Raw genomic sequence first — 14,231 nt, forward strand, 5'->3', positions numbered from 1 at the left:
TCTATAATCAGGGCAAATATTAAAAGAAATCAAAAATTAAAAAGTATCGCAGGGGGGACTTCCTTTGACACAATCAAAGAACCAATTCTACCTAAGACGTTTACATTCGTTACTTGGGGTTGTGCCATTAGGTGCTTTCTTATTAGTACATTTAATGGTAAACCATCAAGCGACTAAAGGGGTAGAGGCATTTAACAAAGCAGCAGGCTTTATGGACTCATTACCATTTTTGTACGCCTTAGAGATCATTATGATCTACATTCCAATTTTATACCATGCGGTGTACGGTATTCATATTGCATTTACTGCAAGTCACAATATTGGTCATTACTCATATACGCGTAACTGGTTATTCTTATTCCAACGCTTATCAGGTTTATTAACATTTATCTTCGTAATGGTGCATATGTGGCAAACACGTATCCAAAAATTATTTGGACATGAAGTAAACTTCGATATGATTCACGATATCGTAACGAACCCATTGTGGTTGATTTTCTATATCGTTTGTATCATCGCAGTAGTCTTTCATTTTGCGAATGGCTTATGGTCATTCTTAGTGACATGGGGTATCTTACAATCACCTAAGTCACAACGTATTTTCACATGGGTTTCATTAGCAGTATTCTTAGTAGTATCATACATCGGTGTAAGTGCGATCTTAGCGTTCTTATAAGCGGTTTAATCATTTCAGGGGAGTGACTATTTTATGGCAGAGAAGAAAATTATTGTTGTCGGTGGTGGCCTAGCGGGTCTCATGTCAACAATTAAAGCGGCAGAACAAGGTGCACATGTAGACTTGTTCTCGATTGTTCCAGTTAAACGCTCTCACTCAGTATGTGCGCAAGGCGGTATCAACGGGGCAGTTAATACAAAAGGTGAAGGTGACTCACCATGGATTCACTTTGATGACACAGTATACGGTGGGGACTTCTTAGCGGACCAACCGCCTGTACAAAAAATGACTGAAGCAGCACCTAAGATCATTCATTTACTAGATCGTATGGGTGTTATGTTTAATAGAACGAGTGAAGGCTTATTAGATTTCCGTCGTTTCGGTGGTACATTACATCACAGAACAGCATTCGCAGGTGCAACAACAGGTCAACAATTGTTATATGCACTTGATGAGCAAGTTCGTAGCTTCGAAGTTGATGGACTTGTAACGAAATACGAAGGTTGGGAATTCTTAGGTGTTGTTAAAGATGAAGAAAATACAGCACGTGGTATCGTTGCTCAAAACATTACAACATCTGAAATCAAATCATTCGGATCTGATGCCGTTATCATGGCAACAGGTGGTCCTGGTATCATCTTCGGTAAAACGACAAACTCAATGATCAACACAGGTTCAGCAGCATCTATCGTATATCAACAAGGTGTACAATATGCGAACGGTGAGTTCATCCAAATTCACCCAACAGCAATTCCTGGTGACGATAAGTTACGTCTCATGTCTGAATCAGCACGTGGTGAAGGTGGACGTATTTGGACGTATAAAGACGGTAAACCTTGGTATTTCTTAGAGGAGAAATACCCAGACTACGGTAACTTAGTACCACGTGACATCGCAACACGTGAAATCTTTGATGTCTGCGTTAACCAAAAGTTAGGTATCAATGGTGAAAACATGGTATACCTTGATTTATCACATAAAGATCCACATGAGCTTGATGTTAAGCTTGGTGGTATCATTGAGATTTATGAGAAATTTACAGGGGATGACCCTCGTAAAGTTCCAATGAAAATCTTCCCAGCAGTTCACTATTCAATGGGTGGCTTGTATGTAGACTACGATCAAATGACAAACATTAATGGTCTATTTGCAGCTGGTGAATGTGACTTCTCACAACACGGTGGTAACCGTCTAGGTGCCAACTCATTATTATCAGCGATTTATGGTGGTACTGTAGCTGGACCAAACGCTGTAAAATATGTCCAAAACATTGAGAAATCATATGTGGATATGGATGATAGCTTATATCAAAAACGTGTTGATGAAGAGCAAGCACGCTTTGATAAGTTATTAAACATGAAGGGTACTGAAAATGCTTATAAATTACACCGTGAACTTGGTGAAATCATGACAGCAAACGTAACTGTTGTACGTGATAATAAGCGTTTATTAGAAACAGACAAGAAGATTGTCGAATTGATGCAACGTTATGAAAATATCGACATGGAAGATACTTCACAATGGAGTAACCAAGCTGTATTCTTCACACGTCAATTGTGGAACATGCTTGTGTTAGCACGTGTTATTACAATCGGTGCATATAACCGTAACGAATCACGTGGTGCGCACTATAAACCAGAATTCCCAAATCGTAACGATGAAGAGTGGTTAAAACACACATTAGCTGAATACAAAGGGCCACATGAAGCACCAAGCTTTACGTACAAACCAGTTGATGTGAGCTTAATCCCACCTCGTAAACGTGACTACACAAGTAAGTCAAAAGGGGGTAAAAAATAATGACAAGCACTAAAGAGCAAACGGTAGAACAACCAAATAAAAATTCAGATAGAACGGTTAAATTAATCATCAAGCGTCAAAAAGATGAAACGTCACAACCATATGAAGAGACATTCGTCATTCCATATCGTGACAACATGAACGTCATCGCATGTTTGATGGAAATTCAACGTAACCCTTACAATGATAAAGGGGAAAAAACAACACCTGTAACTTGGGATATGAACTGTTTAGAAGAAGTATGTGGTGCTTGTTCAATGGTCATCAATGGTCGTGCACGTCAATCATGTTCGGCAATCGTTGATCAATTAGAACAACCAATCCGTCTTGAACCAATGAGTACATTCCCAGTTATTCGTGACTTACAAGTTGACCGTACGCGTATGTTCGACAACTTGAAACGTATGAAAGCATGGGTACCAATCGATGGTACGTACGATTTAGGTCCTGGACCACGTATGCCTGAGAAAAAACGTCAAACAGCATATGAATTATCTAAATGTATGACATGTGGTGTTTGTTTAGAAGTTTGTCCTAACGTAACACGTAATAACAGTTTCGTTGGTGCACAAGCAATCTCACAAGTTCGTTTATTCAACCTTCACCCAACAGGTTCAATGACAAAAGACGAACGTTTAAATGCATTGATGGATATGGGTGGATTACAAGCATGTGGTAACTCACAAAACTGTGTACAAGCATGTCCAAAAGGTATTCCATTAACAACATCAATCGCAGCTTTAAATAGAGAAACATCATTCCATATGTTCAAATCATTCTTTGGTTCTGATCATTTAGTGGACTAATTATACAAAGATAGGGCTGGAACATCCTTTTGTTTCAGCTCTATTTTTATGGGAGAAATCATGTTTCAAACCTTTAGAAACAATGGATAAAAAATTGAGTTTCTAGCAAATGTAATCTCCCACATGTTAAAATGGTCATTAATAAATACAGAGAAGAGGATGAAAGCCATGGAAAGACCAATTGGTGTCATGGACTCTGGGGTGGGTGGACTTACCGTTGCTAAAGAAATTATGCGACAACTCCCCAATGAAACAATATATTATTTAGGAGATGTTGCACGTTGCCCATATGGACCAAGAAGTGGCGACGAAGTAAAAAAATTCACAATACAGATGGCTGAATATCTAACAAAATATAATATTAAAATGCTCGTAATAGCATGTAATACAGCGACAGCAGTTGCTTTAAAGCCATTACAAGAACAATTAAAAATACCAGTGATTGGTGTTATTGAACCAGGTGCTAGAACCGCTATTATGACGACAAAAAATCAAAAGGTTCTAGTGCTAGGAACAGAAGGAACGATAAAATCAGAAGCTTATCGCCATCAAATTACACGTATTAATCCCCATGTAGAAGTGACGGGAATAGCGTGTCCAGGATTTGTTCCACTTGTTGAAGAAATGAAATATAAAGATCCAACGATTACGAATATCGTCATTCATCAAACATTGAAAAGTTGGCGTCAACATGATGCAGATACCGTTATTCTAGGGTGTACACATTATCCACTACTATATCAACCCATTTATGACTACTTCGGAAAGCGAAAAGTTGTGATTTCATCAGGTCTTGAAACAGCACGTGAAGTAAGTGCGTTATTAACCTTTAGTCATGAACATGCCCATTATAATCCAGCACCACAACATCGCTTTTTCGCGAATGGAGATGTGACGCATATGGAATATATTATTAAAGAATGGCTAAAAATAGATACAAAAGTTGAACAAATACAATTAAGCTAGGAGGGATGTCCGATGACAGAAATTGTAATCGCAACATCTAATCAAGGAAAAATTAATGATTTTAAAACAATTTTTAACGAAACAGATGTTATTGGCATCAATGAATTGATAGAGGATTTTGATGTTGAGGAAACTGGTACAACATTTGAAGAGAATGCGCGCTTAAAATCTGAAGCAGCAGCGAAAGCATTAGGAAAAACAGTCATTGCGGATGATAGTGGGCTAGAAGTCATGGCGTTGAATGGTGAACCGGGTATTTATTCTGCACGATATGCCGGCGAGGAAAAAAATGATGGAGCGAATATCGATAAAGTATTAGAGAAGCTAGAAGGACATGAAGATAGATCTGCACGCTTTGTTTGTGTGATTAGCATGACAACTGCTGAAGGCGTCACGCGTACTTTTACAGGAACAGTTGATGGAGAGATTACATTACAACGTACAGGAGAAAATGGCTTTGGCTATGACCCAGTCTTCTTCGTGCCTGAAATGCGTAAAACAATGGCGCAACTCACAGCATCAGAAAAGGCTGAAATCAGTCATAGACGTAAAGCAATCGATCAATTACAAGCATATATTGAAGGTGGAGCGTAGTTATGAGTAAATGGATTGTTGTTAGTGATAATCATTCAGAAACAGGTATTTTATATGATATCTATCAACATCATGCTGATGCCGACGCATTTTTCCATCTCGGTGATTCAGAGTTTAAGTATGATGATACAGAATTAAGTTTGTATCATCGTGTGAAAGGAAATATGGATTTTTATCCGGAATTTCCTGAAGCTGGTATGGAAACGTATGATGGGGTTAAAATCTTCTACACACACGGGCATCTCTATGGTGTGAATGGTTCTAGAAATATGTTAGCAGAACAAGCACTGCAAAATGGAGCACAATTCGCTTTATATGGTCATACACATGTTGCACGTTATGAGAATATTAATGGTCTACATGTCATTAATCCAGGGAGTATTTCACAATCACGTAGCCCGATTGAAGAAACATATGCTGAAATTATTGAAGAGAATAAAAAATATAACTTGAATTTCCTAAATCGTCAGCATCAAATAATTGAAAGTATTAAATTTGAATAAAATAATAATATTGTTATACGATCTTAAATTGAATCAAGAAAAGATTTTCTAAAAGAATCTCTTAATATTCATATTGGAGTAAAACATTCTGCTTAAAACGAGCTATATGTTTTACTCTCTTTTATTAGAAAAAGTTGAGGAAATACTAATATTATCAATATTAATACTTATAATTATTTTACTTTATATTGATTGTATGATAATGTTTATATGAATTAATTGTGTAAATTATTAATTTAATATACGTATTTTATTAATAAGGAGGGATAATATTGGACGATAAGAAAAACATTTTAGTGATCAAGTTATCAAAAGAACATGACGAAAGTGATAAACCTCTTAAAGACAGAGTTTCAGGAAAATGGAAGATATCTCCTAAAAGACTAGATGATGTAGAGTTTGTTGTCGTTTTAATATTACAAGAAGTCGTTGCAACTTATCGTTTGGGTGACGAATTTAAATACAATCGTTCTACTGGTAGAGTTGAAGATTTAGAGTTAATTGAAGATGACACATATGAAAAATATATTGGGCAATTTGTAGATTATAAAACAAGTAATCCTGCTACATTATCTTCCGAGAGTAACTTATTTGATAAATAGAATATAGAAAAAATATAACAATTCAAAGTGCAATACCAACTTAACTTGAATGTTCAAGGTAAAAGGGTATTGTGCTTTTTTAGTATCTGCATAAATAAAGTGCTTTTTAAAAGATAATGAAAAAAACGATTATTCACGGTTAATAAGGTGTATCAATATAATTTATAGATGATTTTATAAACTATATTAATATTTGCATCTATATATGTTAGAATGTCATTACAAAAGCTTATACACTTACTAAGATTTTATAATCAACACAAATATGTATTTATCATAATTTTTTTCAGTCGACGATTTAGAGAGAAATATATCAGTTGGTTGTTTAAAATATATTCACTCATACATGAAAGGGGACATGTAAATGTCGAAAAAATTATTTGTAAGTACATTAGTCACAGGATTAGCAACAACAGCACTATTAGCTGGTGGACATGATGCTCTAGCTGCAGAAGAAACATCACCTACAACGAATGATGACCTCGATAATCAAGCGCAACCTCAACCTTCAAATCAATCTCAAACAGAAACGCCGCAAACTGAAGGTACTGCGACTGATAAAGAAGAACAGCCTTCTGAATCACAACCTATAGAAACCGCTACTCCGGAAGAAACACAACCTACAGCAAATGAACCTCAAGAAACACCATCTACAGAAAATCCATCAGACAATGAGCCATCTACGCAACCAGAAAAACCTCAATCAGAAGAACCTTTAGAAAAAGATGATGCACCAGCAGAAGTATCTAAAGAAGAATTAAAACAACAAGAAATTGAAAATGCACAAAATAATTTAAATACTGCGAATCAAGAAGTCAAAACTGCACAAACAGAAAAAGAACAAGCATTGAAAGAGAAGAATCATGCAGATCAAGCATTAAAAGCAGCACAATCAGTTAAGTCAACTTCCACAAAACAGATTAATCAACAAATCGATAATGAAACTAAAAAATTAGATAATACAAAGTCTAAAGTGAATGCTACTAAAGAACAGGTGAATCAAAAGTCTAGAGAAATTGCCGAAAAAGAAAATAAAATTAATAACCGAGAATTTCAAGTTTAAGTTAGCCACCTATAATGACTGAGGTGTACACAAGGGTTAACCGTATTCGAACCTGTTGAGGATTGATTGGTTTTAATCAATTAATACTCAACAGGTAACCAAAGCTAAGACTTTAGCTTTGGAAAGATCCATACAGATTGAGGTGCTTTAAACATTCTGTCATTTGATGATGAGCTGTGTTGTAATTTAAAGTCTTTCTAGGATAGTCATTCATATATTGTTGTATGGCTTTTATGAAGCGTTTTTGAACATTGGATAAATCATGTGCTTTTGGAATAAAACGACGAATCATTTTATGTTGGTTTTCACTTGTCCCACGTTCATATGATGAGAATGGATGTGTGAAGTATATTTCTATCATATGGCCAAATTCTTCATACAGCAATGCAAATTCTGAACCATTGTCAGATGTGATAGATTTAAAGATTTTTGGTGCTTTTTCGCCTAAGGAGTCAAATAAGTTTTTCAATGCGTGAGACACCGCATCAGCACTTTTACTTTCTATTATTTCTAGTATTTCAAAACGCGTTTGTCTCTCAACAAGTGTTAAGATAACTGGCTTTGACTTGTCTTTAGTTCCTATTACGGTATCTATTTCCCAGTGACCAAAAGACTGACGTGATTCAATTTCACTAGGACGTGTCTCAATACTTGGACCGAGCACTCGACTGTGTGGATGATTATGGTAGCTATTCTGAGTAGAGTGACGTCTTTTTAATTTTTCTAGTAGATCAATATTCTTAGTTTCCATGATTTGTTGATCTATCCAAGCATATACTGTCGTTGTTGAAGGGATTTCTTCTCTTTCAAAACATTGTTCCTTGTGAGCATATGCCACGACTGCTTCAGGTGACCAGCGTTTCTTTTTCATGAGGTGATCTGCCCATGGCATAAATAATGGGTTCTTCTTCCATAAGGGCTGAGCACCACATTGTTGTCTGTTTTGTCGATAACGTTGTTGACCTAGTGAAGAAAAATAAATTTGCGTCTCATATTCATAGACTTTATGTTGTTGTTTTTGTCGTTTAATTTGACGTGTTGTTCCTCGATGAATTTCGTTATTGATTGTTTGAGGTGCACGTCCTAATTCACGCGCTATTGCACGATTTGAAAAACCTAAATTTTTAAGTGTTTCTATTTGAACACGTTCTTCATAACTTAAGTGTGTTCCTTTATGGTTTGTCATGTTAGAATAAGTATGCGTCATGTGAATTCATTCCTTTATTGATTTGGTCTGGTAGCCTCAATAATAACATGAAATTCACGTGGCGTTTTTTTGTCTAAAGGTGGCTAAGTTGATTATAAAATCCACCTAAAATTAATAACTACAAACCAACTGTTAAAGAAACAGAAGTTCACGTCAATCATCCAGTTATGGAAGAAGAAGATAAGAAAGGTTTTTGGTCCAATTCATGGGTAGAGGATATTCAGTTTGATGGTGAACCACGAACTGAAACAATTAAGTACACAAAAGGTCGTTACGTTCCAGATATCGACAAAATTGGAGAATATTTTGTGGACTATATTAATGAATTGAAACGTATTAATGGTTTACCAGGTAAAGTGCATCTTACAGATAGACAAGAGCTTAAAGATTTTTCTGCGGGTAGAGCGGTAGAATTAGCTGATAACTTTGATCATATAACAAATTTGCCTCATCCAGAATTTATGAGTAGTGAGAACATTTCAGGCATGATATTGGAGTCTGATGCACCATATTCTGACAAAGAAATTGCATATAAAATGGCATTGTCATAGTTTTCAGAATACGGGAATTTACTTAAAAGTTATGGTCATCGTTCAAATCTCTTAACTTCTAACGGAGAAATAAGTATCGGTATTGCAGGGGATAAAGATAAAAGTTTTACGGATCATGATTATTATAATGTTGTGTATAATAGTCAATCTAATGACCTAGGATTATATTATAGTGTGACAGAGAATGAGAATAGCCAGGGTGTTGTTGAGTATAAAATAGATGGTAGAAAAGTTAAGTTTCTACCTAAAACTACTTTCCGATATGTTACAGAAGAAGTCGTTGACCATTCAGCTGATTTGAAACGTAAACTTAATCAATTGAAGAAAGATAAAGCAGCTTTAGAGTCTAAAATCGGACAGTATCAGAAAGATATTTCAAATATTGAGAAAAACATTCAAGACTTGAAGAACCAACGACAATTAATGGATGCTAGTAATGAAGAAAAAGAAAAAGCAATTCGTGATGCCAAAGCTTTAGTCGAACGTAATAATAAGGCATTAAAAGAAGCAGAGGCAAAACTTGCAAATGCTTTGAAAAATAAAGAAGCAGCTCAAAAAGCATTGGAAGATTTAACAAGAATTGATGAACCGACAAAACCAACAACGAATCATCAACCACCATCGACAACACCAAATGAAAATAATCCTACTCAACCAACAAACCCAAATGAAACAAAGCCTTCAGTAACACCACAACCAAGTGAAACAAAACCAACACAAAACCCAAATGAAACGAAACCGACAGAACCAAAAGTAACATCAACCCATAACCCAAGTAAAACGAAACCAACATCAACACAAAATCCAAATGAATCGAAGCCATCAGAAACTAAAACATCAACACCAGCGAAAAATGATGATAACGTAAAGCTATTACCTAATACAGGTCAAGCAGAGCGAGCAAACATATTTGCAGGCTTATTTGCATTATTAACTGGTATGATTACATTACGTGTCTTCCGTCGTAAATCAATGTAAGAAAAACAAAAGAGATCTCAGGTCTAACCTGGGATCTCTTTAAATATATTCAAATGATAGTTGTTTATAAAAATATACCATAGATGACTACGACATAAGTTTACGTTACTGCTTGTCAGCGTATAAGTTTCATCGATAGGATAAATGGCATGAATTATAGAATGGGATATGTAAAAATACACGGCACATTAACTGCAATGAACCAGAAAAGTTAAACTTTTCTGGTTCAATTACACTTTGACTGAGTAGTGAAGGTTATTTTAACCTTAAATAAAAAGTCACCGTCTTTTTAACGGGCTCATGGGGCATGTTACAGCATGTCCCTTTATATATTTAATATAGCATACTAAAAGTATTGGGACAACATTAAGAAATATATTAATTGAATAAAGTTTATTAGTAACAAAAGAAACTATGTAAAAAAGTAGATTGAAATGTGATAGAATAGAAAAGAGCAAGTTAAGTGGATGGTGGCTATCTGAGTATAAGGAGGTGATGCCTATGAATGTCATAGGTCGAATCTTTAAAAAGGAGAAGCCTGTATGATTTCTATTGCAGATGCATTAGTTCTAATGATAGGATTTGGCACATTCGTCATTTCCTTAATAGGATTAATGATAGCAATTGTCAAGTTATCTACAAAAAAATAACCATCACTCTAACTTTGATAACATTGTGATGATTATTTTATTACAATATAGTCACCGTCTTTTTAACGGGCTCATAGGGACATGTTACAGCATGTCCCTTTATATATTTAATATAGCATATCAAAATGATTAGGACAATGTAACAGCATACATTATATTAATATATTTATTAAACTGTATTAAAAACTATAAAAAGATTAGAGTTTAAATTTATTAAGATGAAACACGTGAATAGAGTGGATTCAAATGTTTGAACGATTTTATTGTTTGTTGGAAGAAAACACACATGTATTATTTAAGTAGCAAGAATGTAAGAAGGAATGACTATGTTATAAGCAGCGCTTCAAAAATACTAGATAATCATGTATTAGAATATCAATTCTATAAAGATACTGGTATATCAGTGTTAAAACTTTAAACACTGCCGAAAAACCTCCCAACTTTCAAAAGCAATTGGAAGATAAGTAGCCAAATCCCACTCATTAATTTGAGGAGGATTTAATGATATGTCAACTGACTCTTTCTTGACACGTAAAATAACAAAACCCCATTGAAACAACAATTTCAATGGGGTAATTAACGTCCTGGGAGGGATACTATAAAGCTTATAACAATGGCTTTTATAGGGTTTAGAGTCCCTAATGGGTCCCTAAAATCACATGACGCTAATTATTTGAATTGCTTTTTCATCTTCTTCTTTGTATGTCTCTTCAAGTAAATGTGAATAAACTTCGGTAGTTACTGATATATTCTTATGGCCTAATCTTTTTGAAATGTAGTGAATTGAAACACCTTTTGCTAATAAATACGAACAATGTGTATGACGTAGTGCGTGTGAAGTTATTTCTTTCATACCTAGATTGTTACAATAGATTTTCAACCGTTTGTTAACCGCATTATTTGTCAGATGACCAAATATAGAACCGTCTATTGCTCTAGGTAATTGATCAATTGATTTAACTATATGTTGAATATCTTTTGAGCTAACAGAAACATAACGTGGAGATGAATCTGTTTTACGTTCGTCAATATATATTTCATTTTTAACTTGATTGATATATTCACGTTTTAAATTTAAAGCGCCACTAATTCGACAACCAGTACAAATCATAATGAATAATGCGAGTGATGATGCATTGTTTTTTGTTATTAAATATTGTTTTAACGATTCATAGTCTTTCAGACTGATATACTTACTCTCTTCGCTTTTATTGGGGTTATTTGCTCGATAACTTATTTTAAAAGTAGGGTTCTTTGCTATAAGTCCTTCATAAACAGCATCGTCTAAAGATGTCCTAATATAGCCGTTTAGCTTTCTGATAGATTCTTTAGAATGCGTTTTTGAAAATTCATTAATAAAATCTTGGTAGTGATACCTAGATAAGTCTTTTAATTTTTTCTTTCCGATAGGGTGGTTATTGATATGTTCTATAGCAGAAGCGTAAGACTTATAAGTTTTAGGTGTCACAGTGGACTTCTTGAACGTTTCGCACCATGTTTTGAAATAGTCATAAAGTGTTAAATTAGGCTCATATTCAATGCCTTGCCTCAACTCATTTAACTTATCTAATCCCGCTGAATTAGCCTCACGTTTGGTCCTAAAACCTTTCTTACGATATCTTTTACCCTCGTATTTAAACTCATATTGCCACTTTTTCCCGTCATAACATCGTGTTTGCATACTATCCCTCCTCAAAAAAAGTAAAAAATAATAAGGGTACGTGGAAGGTACCCTGTATCCAATTAGATTAGTTAAAATATTCAAAAAGAGTTATAAAGTTATTTAAGAAATGAATAATTATAGCAACTTCTAATCTTTTAGTAATAAGATAAGATATACCAACAATAAGACCAAAATAAAAATAAGGGATATAGTCTATAAAAGTATTCCCTTCATGTAATAACGCGAAAATAATACTTGAAATAATTAACCCTATAAATAAATGTCCTCTAAAAACTACTCGGAGTAGAAATCCTCTTAAAATAATTTCTTCTACAATCGCAGGAATAATTGCGATACTAATTATTAGTAGTATAAAAGGTGTTCCTGAGAATTCATGAACAATTAATGTGTCGTTAGGGGATAGTCCGGGTTTCAAATATTCAAATATTTCATCGAAAGAGTACAATAGAATGAAACCTAGTATAGTAATTAATATATCTTTTCTGTTTAATGTTTTAAATTGCAATAAATTAAATTTTAATCTGTTAGTAGCCCACACTCCTATTATAATTATAATGATTGCAATGATTGCAAATATGTAGTTTTTTGTAACGTAATCACTTAATGCGAATGCATTATAAAAGATATAAGAGAGAAATAAAGCTTTTAATACAGCCTTCCAGTATACATCATTGTTGACTAAGTGGTTATCTTCAAATAATAATTTTAGTTTTTTCATAAGCAATCTCCTTAGATGTTTTAGTGTTTATATTTAAATTACATTAATAATTACTGTGTTGGCAAGAACATTTTATAAATAACATAAAAAGATAAGATATTTTATGTTTGAAATATCCCTATTTGCCCCTTTTCGAATCATCTAGGGATATTGGCGTTACATTATATTAACCTCAAATATATCTATCTCAAAAATTTGCCACTCTCCTTAGATTAATTTTTATTTATTAAACGCTTTAAGCGGTTTAATCAGTTACTATAAAACTACCTTACCAACAAGATTTATGACTTTATTGACGATTGTAGGTAGGCATTACCATAAAATATTGGATTGCTGAAACCACATCGATATGCTCACCAAATTGTGTTTTGAAGGCGGATAACGTAGTTTTCTGGTAAGTTAGCCACCATATGAAACATTTCAAGGAAGTGGTTCTCAGTTTCCTGTAAGTATAGGTTGTAGAAACTTCTGAATTCTTGTGAAAATCTATTTTTCTCTTTGAGAGAAGGTAATAAAATGGTAATTATTAAAGTCAATAAAAAGAAGCCGCCTGAATAAGTAGAGAATTCTTTTTTGTTCATGATTGAAGGTTTTAACATCTTCTCTAATAAAGTAAACTTTATTTTTTTATCACTAATATAATTTAACAATCTACCGCCGTGTGCTATAGAGTCCCTGAAATCCTTACAAAAATAAATAAGTTCGATGAATATCTCTATTTTATCTTTTACTGCAAATTGCTGGAATTCAGGCCATTCATTGATTATTTCAGCTTTATCGTCAGTATTTAACTCTTTGAAAATATTAAGAGTATCTCCTAAAGGTATATGCTTTAGATATACCCAAGGAGGGATGTCATTGTATTTATCTTTATAATGTTTTGCCGGAAGCTTATTGAAGTTTATATGCTTTTTATTTTCAATATTTTTAAAAACTTTTTTAGCACTGATATGATTTTTATAACTAAAGTGATTTTTATACTCATTTTCTGTCACACCAAATTTGGTAGCCATTAAGTATGACAAATGAGACTTTAAGGTAGTCTCTATTTTTATTAAATTCTTAAAAACCAAACTTTGAAGGTCGTTATCAAATTCTTTTAAGTGTACTAGATCATCTATAGAAACTATTTCGTGTTTCAGTGTCTCGGTCAAATCAGTTTTATAATTGTTAATTAAGTTAAAGTAACCGTAAGTTTTTAACAACGATATACAATGTTCATCAGAAATAATATTAATATTTTTCTCATTTTGTAAAATACTTTTTAATTCACAATATGTTTTAGACTCAATCAAGATATCAACTCCAAAAGAAAAACCCCCATTGTATGCTTTTAAACATACAGGGGGGCTATCACGCTGTGATATTAATTCTTTAGCCAACTATCAGTGAGGGCTCTTCCGTATGTTTAAATACTAGCATAATGTATTTGT

At 33.8% G+C, this 14,231-nt stretch carries 15 protein-coding genes; 11 read left to right on the forward strand and 4 right to left on the reverse strand.

The annotated features are described in order from the left end of the window. Nucleotides 1–64: 64 nt before the first annotated feature. The 8 genes from MUA88_RS03790 (at nt 65) to MUA88_RS03825 (ending at nt 7,010) form a co-directional block, all read left to right on the forward strand. Nucleotides 65–676, forward strand: a complete 612-nt coding sequence (locus MUA88_RS03790; protein WP_262604798.1) for a succinate dehydrogenase cytochrome b558 subunit — start codon at nt 65–67, stop codon at nt 674–676. A gap of 33 nt (nt 677–709) precedes the next feature. Next, nucleotides 710–2,476, forward strand: coding sequence for a succinate dehydrogenase flavoprotein subunit (sdhA, locus tag MUA88_RS03795; protein ID WP_262604799.1), 1,767 nt, complete (start codon nt 710–712; stop codon nt 2,474–2,476). Then, the gene (gene sdhB / locus MUA88_RS03800; protein ID WP_262604800.1) at nt 2,476–3,282 is read left to right on the forward strand and encodes a succinate dehydrogenase iron-sulfur subunit; all 807 of its coding nucleotides are present in this window, start codon (nt 2,476–2,478) and stop codon (nt 3,280–3,282) included. Before sdhA ends, sdhB begins: the two co-directional genes overlap by 1 nt. Before the next feature lie 168 nt (nt 3,283–3,450). Beyond that, nucleotides 3,451–4,248, forward strand: coding sequence for a glutamate racemase (gene racE / locus MUA88_RS03805; RefSeq protein ID WP_262605790.1), 798 nt, complete (start codon nt 3,451–3,453; stop codon nt 4,246–4,248). Nucleotides 4,249–4,260: 12 nt separating this feature from the next. Then, on the forward strand, nt 4,261–4,842 hold the full coding sequence (locus MUA88_RS03810; RefSeq protein WP_262605791.1) for an XTP/dITP diphosphatase: 582 nt from the start codon (nt 4,261–4,263) through the stop codon (nt 4,840–4,842). A 2-nt stretch (nt 4,843–4,844) separates the two neighbouring features. Continuing rightward, complete coding sequence (locus tag MUA88_RS03815) at nt 4,845–5,345, forward strand: YfcE family phosphodiesterase (protein ID WP_262605792.1); 501 nt, start codon at nt 4,845–4,847, stop codon at nt 5,343–5,345. Nucleotides 5,346–5,617: 272 nt separating this feature from the next. Continuing rightward, on the forward strand, nt 5,618–5,947 hold the full coding sequence (locus MUA88_RS03820; RefSeq protein WP_262604804.1) for a hypothetical protein: 330 nt from the start codon (nt 5,618–5,620) through the stop codon (nt 5,945–5,947). A 364-nt stretch (nt 5,948–6,311) separates the two neighbouring features. After that, nucleotides 6,312–7,010, forward strand: a complete 699-nt coding sequence (locus MUA88_RS03825) for a prolipoprotein diacylglyceryl transferase (RefSeq protein WP_262605793.1) — start codon at nt 6,312–6,314, stop codon at nt 7,008–7,010. A 112-nt stretch (nt 7,011–7,122) separates the two neighbouring features. On the opposite strand, the gene MUA88_RS03830 is transcribed toward MUA88_RS03825, so the two are convergent. Continuing rightward, nucleotides 7,123–8,217, reverse strand: a complete 1,095-nt coding sequence (locus tag MUA88_RS03830) for an IS30 family transposase (protein ID WP_481906600.1) — start codon at nt 8,215–8,217, stop codon at nt 7,123–7,125. Between the two features lie 167 nt (nt 8,218–8,384). On the opposite strand from MUA88_RS03830, the gene MUA88_RS03835 reads away from it, so the two are divergent. From MUA88_RS03835 to MUA88_RS03845, 3 genes are all read left to right on the forward strand, one after another. Further along, complete coding sequence (locus MUA88_RS03835) at nt 8,385–8,768, forward strand: hypothetical protein (RefSeq protein ID WP_262605794.1); 384 nt, start codon at nt 8,385–8,387, stop codon at nt 8,766–8,768. A gap of 174 nt (nt 8,769–8,942) precedes the next feature. Continuing rightward, the gene (locus tag MUA88_RS03840; RefSeq protein ID WP_262604806.1) at nt 8,943–9,746 is read left to right on the forward strand and encodes an LPXTG cell wall anchor domain-containing protein; all 804 of its coding nucleotides are present in this window, start codon (nt 8,943–8,945) and stop codon (nt 9,744–9,746) included. Nucleotides 9,747–10,288: 542 nt separating this feature from the next. After that, the gene (locus MUA88_RS03845; protein ID WP_262604807.1) at nt 10,289–10,396 is read left to right on the forward strand and encodes a putative holin-like toxin; all 108 of its coding nucleotides are present in this window, start codon (nt 10,289–10,291) and stop codon (nt 10,394–10,396) included. A gap of 655 nt (nt 10,397–11,051) precedes the next feature. On the opposite strand, the gene MUA88_RS03850 is transcribed toward MUA88_RS03845, so the two are convergent. The 3 genes from MUA88_RS03850 to MUA88_RS03860 form a co-directional block, all read right to left on the reverse strand. Then, nucleotides 11,052–12,077, reverse strand: coding sequence for a tyrosine-type recombinase/integrase (locus MUA88_RS03850; protein WP_262605795.1), 1,026 nt, complete (start codon nt 12,075–12,077; stop codon nt 11,052–11,054). Nucleotides 12,078–12,144: 67 nt separating this feature from the next. After that, on the reverse strand, nt 12,145–12,798 hold the full coding sequence (locus MUA88_RS03855; protein ID WP_262604809.1) for a CPBP family intramembrane glutamic endopeptidase: 654 nt from the start codon (nt 12,796–12,798) through the stop codon (nt 12,145–12,147). 353 nt (nt 12,799–13,151) lie between these two features. Then, nucleotides 13,152–14,180: an Abi family protein gene (locus MUA88_RS03860; RefSeq protein ID WP_262605796.1), complete on the reverse strand. Its 1,029-nt coding sequence runs from the start codon at nt 14,178–14,180 to the stop codon at nt 13,152–13,154. Nucleotides 14,181–14,231 lie beyond the last annotated feature (51 nt).

Origin of the sequence: Staphylococcus sp. IVB6240 (assembly GCF_025558425.1) — a bacterium.
Lineage (GTDB): Bacteria > Bacillota > Bacilli > Staphylococcales > Staphylococcaceae > Staphylococcus.

Bases quoted from the DNA above. Each gene is read 5' to 3' on its own strand.
- sdhA (WP_262604799.1), top strand. From the start codon at position 710: ATGGCAGAGAAGAAAATTATTGTTGTCGGTGGTGGCCTAGCGGGTCTC.
- sdhB (WP_262604800.1), top strand. From the start codon at position 2,476: ATGACAAGCACTAAAGAGCAAACGGTAGAACAACCAAATAAAAATTCA.
- racE (WP_262605790.1), top strand. From the start codon at position 3,451: ATGGAAAGACCAATTGGTGTCATGGACTCTGGGGTGGGTGGACTTACC.
- MUA88_RS03810 (WP_262605791.1), top strand. From the start codon at position 4,261: ATGACAGAAATTGTAATCGCAACATCTAATCAAGGAAAAATTAATGAT.
- MUA88_RS03815 (WP_262605792.1), top strand. From the start codon at position 4,845: ATGAGTAAATGGATTGTTGTTAGTGATAATCATTCAGAAACAGGTATT.
- MUA88_RS03825 (WP_262605793.1), top strand. From the start codon at position 6,312: ATGTCGAAAAAATTATTTGTAAGTACATTAGTCACAGGATTAGCAACA.
- MUA88_RS03830 (WP_481906600.1), bottom strand. From the start codon at position 8,217: ATGACGCATACTTATTCTAACATGACAAACCATAAAGGAACACACTTA.
- MUA88_RS03835 (WP_262605794.1), top strand. From the start codon at position 8,385: ATGGAAGAAGAAGATAAGAAAGGTTTTTGGTCCAATTCATGGGTAGAG.
- MUA88_RS03845 (WP_262604807.1), top strand. From the start codon at position 10,289: ATGATTTCTATTGCAGATGCATTAGTTCTAATGATAGGATTTGGCACA.
- MUA88_RS03850 (WP_262605795.1), bottom strand. From the start codon at position 12,077: ATGCAAACACGATGTTATGACGGGAAAAAGTGGCAATATGAGTTTAAA.
- MUA88_RS03855 (WP_262604809.1), bottom strand. From the start codon at position 12,798: ATGAAAAAACTAAAATTATTATTTGAAGATAACCACTTAGTCAACAAT.